Below are 10295 nucleotides of genomic sequence, written 5' to 3'. Positions count from 1 at the left end.
GCCGGTGCACGGCGGTGGCCTCGGAACTCTGGTCGCGCCCGTAGGCAATGGTGAGCATCACGCGCTCGCCCTTGGCGTTGACATAGGCGCGGGCGAGCGTCTGGTCGTAGACCGAATCGAGGCGCGCCTGCAGCGTGGGGTCGGGCAGCACGGGCACGGTGGCGGTGTCGACCCGCCAGTCGGCAAAGGCCTCGGGCACCTGCTGCGTGAGCTGCACGGCTTGCATCTGCACCGCGAGCTGGTGCGTGGGCTTGAGCAGCTCGGCCCCGCACGCGGCGAGCAGCATGGCCAGCAGCAGCAGCACGGCGCGCTTGCGCGGCGAGAGGTGGAGCACAGCACTCATCCCGCTCTCCCGTCATCCCGGCGTGCGCCGGGATGACAGTGCGGGCCTGCGGATCACCGCCTCGGCCGCCATCATCATCAGCACCGCCGCGACGAACAGCACGATGCCCGAGAAGCTGTGCGCGAAGCCCTGCCCCGCCGCATCACCGAGGTGGTAGGTGATGAGCACCAGCGCCATCACGCGCACCACGTTGGCGGCAAACGAGATGGGCAGGATCACCAGCGCCAGCAGCGCATCGCGCAGCGCGGTGCTGCGCGGGCGCAGGCTCATCCACAGGAAGCCCAGCGCCTCCAGCGTGAACATGGAGTTGAGGCCGGCGCAGGCATCGGCCACCAGCAGCTGGTACTGGCCGATGACCAGCATCACGCCGGTGCGGCCCACCAGGTAGCCGGCCTGGTGCAGCAGCCATTCGGCGCACGACGAGACCGCCAGCTTGAGCGGCATGGTGAGGGTCTGCACCAGGATGCCGGGCAGCGGCACCGCAAACACCAGGAAGGCCAGCGGCATGGCCATCACGCGCAGGCCGGCCATGCCCTTGAAGCACAGCGCCAGCGCACCCAGCACCCCGATCTGCGACGCAGCTTCCATGCCCTGGATGCCCTGGGAGTGGCCGAGCACGTAGGCCAGCAGCGAGGCCGCCAGCAGGCTGCCGCCGCGGGCCATGGCCGGCCGGTCGGGCAAGGCCGTGAACTGCGGCCAGCGCTGCACCACCAGCCACACGCACAGGGCCACGATGAGCGGGCCATGGCCCTGCTCGTCGGTGGCCCAGACGGTGTCGAACAGGCGCCAGTAGGTCGGCAGGTACAGCGCCAGCACCCCCAGCGCGAGCAGCGCAGGAACAGTCCAGCGCGATGGCCAGAGCGAACGGCGCTGCGCGCTGGCGGGGTGGCTCAAGGGCAGCATGAACGAGTCGCTCAGTACTCGTTGATCACCAAACCCGCGAGCTGCGCCGACCCCTGGTTGACTGCGCCCACCAGCTTGTGCAGCGCGCTCATGCGGCTCTGGTGCTGCCGCGCGACGATGAGCGCCGAGCCGCAGCGCGAGGCGATCACGCCCGCGTCGGAGCCGCGTTGTGCGGCGGGGGTGTCGACGATCACGTTGTCGAACTTGCGCAGCAGCTCGCCGAGCATGCGGCCGAAGGCGGGGCGCTCCACCAGCTCCAGCGGGTTGGGGGGCGTGACGCCCACCGGCAGCACGAACAGGGTCTTGAGGTCAGGCACCTGGTGGATCAAGTTGGGCTGCTGCCGCCCGTTGAGCACGCCCGACAGGCCGTTCGCGCCGGGGATGGAGAACACCTGGTGCAGGCGCGGCGCGCGCAGGTCGGCGTCGATCAGCAGCGTGCTGCCGCCCAGCTGGGCCAGCGTGATCGCCAGGTTGGCGGCGAAGAAGGTCTTGCCGTCACCGCGCTCCGGGCTCACCACGGCCAGCGCACGGCGCGAGCCGCTGCCCACCACTTGGCGCATGGTGAGCTGGCTGCGCAGCGCACGGAAGGCCTCGGCCTGCTCGCTGAAGGGCTGCACCGCGGCCACCAGCTCGTTGCTCAGGTCGCGCCGGTGCTTGGGCGCGTAGGGGTAGTGGAACTGCTGCGACAGCGCGAACAGCACGTCGTCTTCGCTCACCAGCCGCAGCGCGACGGCGGCCTCGCCGAAGCGCAGGCCCTTCTTGCGCTGGTGGTCGACCACGCTTTGCACGTCGTCGGCGTCGAGCCGGCCGCTGTCGGTGAGGATGGTGCCGATGGGCTTGTCGAGCACGGCGGCAGATTCGTCGTCGCACCAGTCCTGCTGGAAGGCGGACTGCGGCGGCGTCTCGAAACGCGGCTCGTCGTGGCGATCGCGCCTCATGAACGCACCTCCATGCCGTTGGGCAGTCGTCCCATCACCTGGCCGGGCAGCACGAAGCGCCGCTTGCCCAGCAAGGGCCGGCGTATCGGCCCGGGCAGGTTGCCCAGCACGGGGATGCCGAGCACCTGGGCCACGTCCTGCACGCCACGCAGGCGGCGGTCGCGCAGCTCGCGCAGCAGCGCGAAGGCCACCGCGAACATCGCACCCACGAACACGGCCAGCAAGGTGTTGAGCATGAGGTTGGGCGAGGAATGCCGCGTCGGCTCGGTGGCGGCGGCGAGCAAGGCGGTGTTGGTCTGCTTGGTCTGGCTCTCCAGGCTGCTCTGCGTGAGGCGGGCGCTCACCGCGTCATAGGCGCGCTGGGCGCTCTCCACGTCGCGCTGCAGCACCAGGGCCTCGTCGCGCTGCTGCTTGATCTGCATCACGCGGGCGCGCTGCGAGGAGAGCGCGGCCCGCACCTCGGCCTCGCGCGCCTGGGCGATGTTGTTGTTGACGCCGATGCTGCTGCTGACGCGGCGCGTCTCGGCGTCGAGCCGGGCGCGAAGCTCGGCGATGTTGGCGCGGGCTTCGATCACCTGCGGGTGGGCGTCGCCCAGCCGGACGTTCATCTCCTGCAGCCTGGCCTCTTGCCGCGACAGGTCGCCGCGCAAGCCGGCCACCATCGGGTTGTTGATCACGTCGCTGAGCTGGTTGGCTGCGGTGCGCGCCTGCTCCTGGCGGCTGGCCGATTCGGCGGTGATGGCCTGCTGCGCCACCAGCTGCGACGAGAGCTCGGCCAGGCGCGCGTTCTCCACGTCGTAGCGCTCGTCGATGGCGGTGATGCCGTGTTCCTTCTGGAAGGCCGAGAGCTTGGCCTGGGCCTTCTCCACCGCCTCGCGCAGCTCCTTGGAGCGGCTGTCGAAGAAGCTGCTGTACTGCTTGGCCGGGTCGACGCGCAGGTCGAGCGTGGTGTCGAGGTAGGCCTGCACGAAGGCATTGGCCAGCGCGGTGCTGAACTTGGGGTCGGGCGAGGTGTAGCTGACGTTGATGACGCTGCTCTCGCGCGAGGGCTTCACGTCGAGGTTGGCCTGCAAGGCCTCGACCAGCCAGCCCTCGAAGGTGCCCGCGCCGTCGGTCTTCTCCATCCACTTGCCGCGCAGCTCGCCGCTCTCGGCGAGCTTGAGGTCACGCACCACGCGCTGCGCCACCCGCGGGCTCATGATGATGTCGGCCTGCGTGGCCACGTAGCCCATCGGCATGCCGTTCACGCTGGTCAGCCCGGCGATGGGGTCGTTCGACTTCATGTCGATCAGCACGGCCGCCGTGGCGGTGTACTTGCGCGGCAGCACCAGGCTCACGCCGACCACGGTGGCGACGATCAGCGTGAACACGATGAGGGCCGACATCCAGCGCGCCCGCAGGATGCCAAGAAGTTGCGAGAGGTTCATTCGGCAGCTTTCAGAACAGGCTTTCCTTGACGTAGATGACGTCACCCGTGCGCACGAGGTCATCCATGCGCGGCGAGATCACTTCCAGCTTGCCGGCCGCATTGCGCCGGTGGATGCGCATGCCGCGTTCGGTGCCGCGCTGCGTGAGGCCGCCGCCGCTGGCCACCGCCTGCATCAGCGTCATGTCGCCCTGCAGGGGGATGGGCCCAGGGCGTTGCACCTCGCCATAGATGTAGACGGTGGGCGCGCGCTCCACATACAAGGTGTCGCCGTTGAGCACCAGCGGGTCGTCGAGCGGCGTGCCGCCGGTGAAGAGCGCGGAGATGTCGACCTTCAGGCGGTAGGGCTGCCCGTCGCGCACACCGCTCAAGGTCACGATCTCGCTGCCGCCCGGTGCCACGCCGCCGGCCAGCGCCAGCAGCTGGCTCATGCGCATGCCGTTCACTTCGATCGGGTAGCGCCCAGGCCGCGTGGCCATGCCCAGCACCGAGGCCTGGTTGCCGCGCACCTGCACCAGCAGCACGCCGACCTGCGGCTGTTTGATGAAGTTGCCCTTCTTCAAGCCATCGGCAATGGTGGCTTCGACCTGCCCGATGGATTGGCCGCCCACCGCCACCTGCCCGAGCAGCGGGTAGGTGATGAGGCCGCTCTCGGAGACGCGCGCCTCAAGCGAGAGGTCGGCGTTCTGGTAGACGTTGATGCGCAGCACGTCGCCGGGGCCGACCACGTAGTCACGCCGCATGTCGACCGGTGCCTGCGCCACCGGTGCGGGCTCGGCCGCGGCCGGCGGAGGTGCGGCCACGGGTGTCTCCGGGGGGCGGGTTGCCGTGGGCCGGGTGACGGCGGCATTCTGGGCACAGCCGGCCAAGCCCAGGGCCAGCAGCATGTAGAGGGAGATCATGGTGGTTCGGGTTCGCATGGAGGGTTGCTCCTGTCACTTGAGGGCCGACACGTTCTTCAGCGCCGAGGTGGGCTCGGCGGGCAGCACGGCCGGCTGCGGGGGGTTGGCTTGGGCGGCGGCCTGTGCGGCAAAGCGGCCGCGGTACTCGATCTGCGCGGCGCTGCGCAGCGTCTTGATCTGCTGCTGCAGCAGCTCGCGCTTGCGCTCGCCGGTAAGAAAGCTCTCGATGGGTGCGCGCGCCTGCTCGAAGCTGAGCGGCACGGTCTCGACCGACACCACGGTCAGGATGTGCGCATCGCTCGGGCCGCCGATGAGGTGCGACTGGCCTTCGCGCAGCACCACCATCGCATCGACCGCCTGCATGGGGAGCGCCTCGGCGCCCACCGTCGACCGCCGCGCACCGTGGCGCAGGCCGGCCTGGCGCAGCACCGCCGACACGTCGCTCGCGTTGCGCGTGGTGGGCAGCTGGGCCTGGACGGCCTGCTGCTGCTCGGGCGTGGCGTCGAACGCGGTGTCGACCAGCGTGTAGAGGCGCCGCTTGCTGAAGAGCGCCGGGTGCGCGTCGTAGTACTGCCTGAGCTCGGACTCGTTCGGCGGCTGCACGCTGGAGGCCAGGCGCTCGGCATAGGCACGCGCGATCAGCTCGCGCCGCGCGGCATCGAGCGCCTGCACCACCGCCGGGTCACGATCGATCTTCTGGTCGGTGGCGGCCTGCAGCACGAGTTCCTGGTCGACCAGGGCATCGAGCGTCTTGCGGCTCGCGGCATCGAGCTGGTCGGGCGTGAGGCCGGCCTGCCGTTGCAGGGCGAAGTTGACCTGGTGGACGGAGATCTCTTGCCGGTTGACCTTGGCCGCAATCTGCGTCGCCGCACCTGCCGGCTTGCTGCGGTCGCAGGCCGCGAGCGCAAGGGCGCTCAGCAGCGAGAGCGCCCACAGCCCTGCACTGCGGCGTACCGTGGAGGAAGGTGTTGTGTGTGTGGTTCCCACGCCAGGCTCCTTGTTCTGCATGAGGGACGAGGACACGGCTGACATGCCGTGCCCGCAGCCCGATGCGACCCAAGGGCAAACGCGGTGCCACGCACCACCCGGGCGTGCGTCCGCTTGAAAACCGAGCCCGTTGTTGCACTGCAGTAAATGCCTGGGCACGTGCCTTGCCATTCATACCGATGGCTGCGGGCGTTACCTGTAAGAGTTGCCGTTCATGAAGCCACCCCTCAATGCAGGTGGGTGACTTCGGGGACGTGGCGCGTCGGCTCGCGCACCGGTTCGTGCTGGCCCGGTGCGGGCGGGTCGATCACGTCGGGCGGGCGCACGTCCGGCCCGGGGGGCGGCATCGGCGGCAAAGGCGGCGGTGGCACGAAGTCCGGAATGGGCGGCGGCGGCGTCACGCCACCCGCAATCTGCAGCATGCGTGCGCCTTCACTGGCTGGCCGCCGAGGCCGGTGGCATCGGTGAGGGCGAGGTCGTCGTGTCGCCCGGTGCCGCCTTGGGCGCTGGCGGGCGCGGGTCGCAGGCGGTGAGTGCGGCGACCAGGCTGAATGCGATGGCCGTGCAGGTGGCCGCGCGGCGTGGGGTGTGTGGCGTCATGGGTGTGTCCTCCTGGCGGGTGAATGCGCAAGCGCAGACGAAATGGAATGCGCAAGCCAGCGCGGCAAGGCACGTTCCACGCCGATTCAGGCGGGCACGGTGTGCGCAATCAGCGCGTCGAGACGACCCAGCACGAACGCGAGGTCGATGGGCTTCGGCCAGAGCTCGCTGAAGCCCGTGCCCCGGATCTCGAAGCCCTGCTCGGCCGTCACCACCACCGCAGGCAGCGTCTCCCACCCCTCGACCTGCCGCAGCTCCTGCAACAGCGAGACGCCGTCGCAGTCGGGCAGGCGAAGGTCGAGCAGCAGCAGCGAAGGCTGCAGCCGCTGCGCGATCTCGCGCGCCTGGCGGCCGTCGACGGCCACCACCAGCTCCAGGTGCGGTCGGTGCCTGAACAGCGCCTGCATCAGCCGCACGTTGGTCGGGTGGTCTTCGACGTAGAGCACTTCGTGCCGGTCCAGCTCGTTGAATTCGCGCTTCATGGGGTTCTCGCGGTGAAGAAGTTGCTGCACTGCGGCGAACGGCGTGCCTGCCCTGTTTCCAAAAGAAAGCGGCCGGACCCAGGAAAGGTCCGGCCGCCTGGCCGCTCACGGAGCGGCTTGGGCGAGGCTCAGGCAGAGCAGCAGGGCTTCAGCCGCGCGAGCCCACGCTCAACTGGTTGTCGACGGACACGACGCCGTCGACGCGCGATGCCAGGGTGGTGGCGCGCTGGCGCGCGGCATCGTTGGGTGCCGTGCCGTGCAGCACCACGCGGCCTTGCGAGGTGTCGACATTGATGCGCAAGGCGCTCAACTCGGAGTCGCGCGCCAGTTCGGCATTGACGGCGGTGGTGATGCTGGCGTCCTTCATCTTGTCGCCAGCCTTGTCGACGGCGCGGTTGATGTCGTTCTTGGCTTCGGCAGTCTCCTGCTTCATGTCCTGCTTGATCTCGCCGGCCTTCTGTTCGGCACTGGCCATCGCCGAGTCCGTCTTCTGGCCGACCGTGCGGCCATCGTCAGTGCGCTGGCAGGCGCCGAGCGCCAAGGCCGCCGCGAGAGCACACAGGGTGCTGGCTGAGGTCTTGAATGTGATCATGGTTGGGTTCCTTCAGGTTGAAGCTGCGGGGGCAGCAAGCGCCTGTTGGCGCCGATGGCGCATGCGCTACTTGTCGAATCGCACGCCCTGAAGTCACTTTAGACAGCGCGCGGGCGGGCCACCATCGGCCTGCATCGCGCCGGCCTGTAGGAATAGGCCGTCCGTGCTGGAGCGGGCCTGAGTTGAGTGCTGACGCTCAGCGCAGGTCGCCAGCCAGGCTGGCCAGGGTGTCCGTGGCGATCGCCACATGCGCCGGGTAGTGGGTGTGGTCGCAGCCGAGCTTCACCTGTGCGCCGGCACGCACGGCGTCGCGTGCGGGCTTGGGAAACTCGAACCGCAGGAAGTGCACCGCCGAGGTCTTCTCGTCGGTCTCGCGGTCGAGGTCTTCGTCGGCAATGGCGTAGATGCGCGCATAGCCCTCGACCTCGACGAACATGCGGTCTTCCACGCCGATGAGGCGCGCCAGTTCACGCCGGCGCTCGTGCACATCGGGGTACTCGATCAGCATGGTGGCCTTCCAGTTCGTGCCATCGGGCACGAGCGGCGCGTAGGCCGCGATCTCGCTGGCGATGCCCTCCTCCTCGAAGATCTTCTCGATGTGCAGCATCTCCTGGATCTGCCGGCGGATGGTGGTTTCGTCTTCGAACTGCACGGTGATGTGCTCGCCCAGGGCCACGCTGCGCAGCTTGCGGTGCGCGATGAAGCGGCGGGTGTTCTCCTTGCGCACCTTGGCGTAGGCCTCCAGGGTGAGCAGGCTGTCGGGGGTGATGGTGGTCATGCCTTGCTCCTTCTTGTGGGCATCTCTCCGTCCGTTCGGGCTGAGGCATCGAAGCCGGGCACGGCCTGCGCGGGCCTTCGATACCTCAGGCTGAGCGGGCGGTGGCGTGCGCGCAGTCCGCTCAACTCAATCCATACGCGATGCGCACCAGGCTCAACGGGTGCGCCAGCTTGGCCGCAGGTGCGCCCTGCTGCCCCATGCCCTGCGCGATGTGGTGCCCGGCCAGCTGGCAATCGGAACTGATGTAGTCGGGCTCGCTGGTGGCCATGGCCTTGAACACCGGCCGGCCGATCTTCATCGCCACCGGGTGCGTGGGCGTCTTCACGCCGTAGGTGCCGGCATGGCCCGAGCAGCGCTCCACGGTGTTGAGCTCCACCGTGACGGCCTGGCCGATGAGCTTGAGCATCTCCTCGGTCTTCTTGCCGATCTTCTGCACCCGGCCGTGGCAGGGGATGTGGTAGCTGACCTTGCCCAGCGGCTGCTTGAAGTCGGTCTTGAGCAGGCCGTCCTTGTGGCGGGCCACCAGGTACTCGAAGGGGTCGTACATCGCCTCCTGCACCGTGGCCACGTCGGCATCGCCCGGGAACATGAGCGGCAGTTCCTGCTTGAACATCAGCGTGCAGCTCGGGATGGCGGAGAGGATCGCGTAGCCCTCCTTCGCGTAGCGCGCCAGCACGGGGATGTTGGCCTCCTTGTGCCGCGCCACCGCCTGCAGGTCGCCCAGCTCCAGCTTGGGCATGCCGCAGCAGCTTTCCTTCTCGACGATCACGTAGGGAATGGCGTTGTGCTCCAGCACCTTGACGAGGTCGTGGCCGATGCCCGGCTCGTTGTAGTTGACGTAGCAGGTGGAGAAGATCGCCACCTTGCCGGGCGTGCGTTCGCCGTCCTTCACCTCACTGGCGCTGCCCTTCTTGCTGGCGCTCCAGCGAAAGCGGCTGCCTGCCAGCTCGGGCAGCCAGGCGTCGGGGTGCACGCCCAGCGTCTTGTCGAGCAGCTTGCGCATGGGCTTGGTCTTGTTGAGCGCGTTGGCCACCTGCACGACGATGGGGATGCCGGCGAACTGGCCGTGGACGTCGGTGGAAGCCAGCAGCCGCTCGCCGGTGCCCACGTCGCCCTTCTTGAACTTGATGGCCTTGGCCCGCAGCATGGTGTGTGGGAAGTCGAGGTTCCACGGGTGCGGCGGCACGTAGGGGCACTTGGTCATGTAGCAGAGGTCGCACAGGTAGCACTGGTCGACCACCTTCCAGTAGTCGGCCTTGGACACGCCGTCCACCTCTTGCGTGCTGCTCTCGTCAACCAGGTCGAACAGCGTGGGGAAGCTCTGGCACAGGCTCACGCAGCGGCGGCAGCCGTGGCAGATGTCGAAGATGCGCTCCATCTCGTGGAGGCACTTCTCTTCGTCGTAGAACTCGGGGTTCTGCCAGTCGATCGGATGGCGCGTGGGCGCTTCGAGATTGCCCTCTCGTGTCGTCATGAGTGCTCCAAAGTAGGCCGGCCCCGCAAATGACGGGGCCGGCTGAAGAACAACATCAAGTCAGATCAATCGACCAGCGCGTCCAGCGCCTTCTGGTAGCGGTTGGCATGCGAGCGCTCGGCCTTGGCGAGCGTCTCGAACCAGTCGGCAATCTCGTCGAAGCCTTCGCTACGTGCCGTCTTGGCCATGCCCGGGTACATGTCGGTGTACTCGTGGGTCTCACCCGCCACGGCCGCCTTGAGGTTGTTGCGGCTGGAGCCGATGGGCAGGCCGGTGGCCGGGTCGCCTACCGCCTCAAGGAACTCCAGGTGGCCGTGCGCGTGGCCGGTCTCGCCTTCAGCGGTGGAGCGGAACAGCGCGGCCACGTCGTTCTGGCCTTCGATGTCGGCCTTGTTTGCAAAGTAGAGGTATCTGCGATTGGCCTGCGATTCGCCTGCAAAGGCGTCCTTCAGGTTCTGCTCGGTCTTCGATCCTTTCAAGCCCATGTCGATCTCCTCGGGTTGTGTGGACGTGATGGCTGCGAGCCAGCCAACTACCAAACCGTACCGCAGCCTTTCAGGCTCTTCCAATACAAAGATTCAATCCGAAGCCATAGGGCTCGCCTATTTTTCAGGGTTAACGCGAGTCAGGTCGAGCAGGTTCAAGGCGAGGCGGTGCAGCCGGCCTTCGGGGTCGGCCAGATCGTGCAGCACGGTGAAGTGGTTGGCGGCGGGGATGGCTTCGCAGACCGGTACCGCAGCCTCGCCCCAGGCGTCGCGCAGCAGGCTGTTCTGGCGCAGGAACTCCTCGCTCTCGGCCCCACCGACCACGGCGTTCAGCTTGGCCGCCGGCGAGCGGACGTACGCGGGGCTCAGGCGTTCCACCATGTCC

General features: G+C 68.3%; 13 protein-coding genes and 1 pseudogene. All 14 read right to left on the bottom strand.

The features are described 5' to 3' along the window. Positions 1–343 (bottom strand): exosortase C-terminal domain/associated protein EpsI (locus VFL64_RS00165; RefSeq protein WP_489538352.1); only part of this gene is annotated, 343 nt, incomplete at its 3' end. A gap of 12 nt (positions 344–355) precedes the next feature. After that, the gene (gene xrtB, locus VFL64_RS00160; RefSeq protein WP_489538351.1) at positions 356–1246 is read right to left on the bottom strand and encodes an exosortase B; all 891 of its coding nucleotides are present in this window, start codon (positions 1244–1246) and stop codon (positions 356–358) included. Positions 1247–1257: 11 nt separating this feature from the next. After that, positions 1258–2184 (bottom strand): polysaccharide biosynthesis tyrosine autokinase, encoded by a 927-nt coding sequence (locus tag VFL64_RS00155; protein WP_489538350.1) that lies wholly within the window; start codon positions 2182–2184, stop codon positions 1258–1260. Further along, on the bottom strand, positions 2181–3611 hold the full coding sequence (epsF, locus tag VFL64_RS00150; protein ID WP_489538349.1) for a chain length determinant protein EpsF: 1431 nt from the start codon (positions 3609–3611) through the stop codon (positions 2181–2183). The genes VFL64_RS00155 and epsF overlap by 4 nt, the downstream gene beginning before the upstream one ends. A gap of 10 nt (positions 3612–3621) precedes the next feature. Continuing rightward, on the bottom strand, positions 3622–4530 hold the full coding sequence (gene epsE, locus VFL64_RS00145) for a polysaccharide export protein EpsE (RefSeq protein ID WP_489538348.1): 909 nt from the start codon (positions 4528–4530) through the stop codon (positions 3622–3624). Positions 4531–4545: 15 nt separating this feature from the next. Continuing rightward, positions 4546–5499 carry an EpsD family peptidyl-prolyl cis-trans isomerase gene (locus VFL64_RS00140; RefSeq protein WP_489538347.1) on the bottom strand — a complete coding sequence of 318 codons (954 nt, stop codon included), beginning with the start codon at positions 5497–5499 and terminating at the stop codon, positions 4546–4548. 227 nt (positions 5500–5726) lie between these two features. Beyond that, positions 5727–5921: a hypothetical protein gene (locus VFL64_RS00135; RefSeq protein ID WP_489538346.1), complete on the bottom strand. Its 195-nt coding sequence runs from the start codon at positions 5919–5921 to the stop codon at positions 5727–5729. Between the two features lie 10 nt (positions 5922–5931). Beyond that, a complete protein-coding gene (locus tag VFL64_RS00130) occupies positions 5932–6099 on the bottom strand; it encodes a hypothetical protein (RefSeq protein WP_489538345.1) in 168 nt (55 codons plus the stop codon). 86 nt (positions 6100–6185) lie between these two features. Then, the gene (locus VFL64_RS00125; protein WP_489538344.1) at positions 6186–6581 is read right to left on the bottom strand and encodes a response regulator; all 396 of its coding nucleotides are present in this window, start codon (positions 6579–6581) and stop codon (positions 6186–6188) included. A gap of 148 nt (positions 6582–6729) precedes the next feature. Continuing rightward, positions 6730–7173 (bottom strand): BON domain-containing protein, encoded by a 444-nt coding sequence (locus VFL64_RS00120; protein ID WP_489538343.1) that lies wholly within the window; start codon positions 7171–7173, stop codon positions 6730–6732. 196 nt (positions 7174–7369) lie between these two features. Then, entirely contained in the window at positions 7370–7951 is a 582-nt protein-coding gene (locus VFL64_RS00115; protein ID WP_489538342.1) for a DUF3501 family protein, read from the bottom strand. Between the two features lie 121 nt (positions 7952–8072). Further along, complete coding sequence (locus VFL64_RS00110) at positions 8073–9425, bottom strand: heterodisulfide reductase-related iron-sulfur binding cluster (protein ID WP_489538341.1); 1353 nt, start codon at positions 9423–9425, stop codon at positions 8073–8075. Between the two features lie 65 nt (positions 9426–9490). Continuing rightward, positions 9491–9910: a rubrerythrin family protein gene (locus VFL64_RS00105; protein WP_489538340.1), complete on the bottom strand. Its 420-nt coding sequence runs from the start codon at positions 9908–9910 to the stop codon at positions 9491–9493. Between the two features lie 117 nt (positions 9911–10027). Next, positions 10028–10295 (bottom strand): annotated as a pseudogene (locus tag VFL64_RS00100) (hypothetical protein); the annotation flags it as partial.

The organism is Rhizobacter sp., from assembly GCF_035702065.1.
GTDB lineage: Bacteria > Pseudomonadota > Gammaproteobacteria > Burkholderiales > Burkholderiaceae_C > Rhizobacter.
The sequence above is the reverse complement of the archived record's forward strand: the minus strand, read 5'-3'. Positions and strand labels throughout refer to the sequence as shown.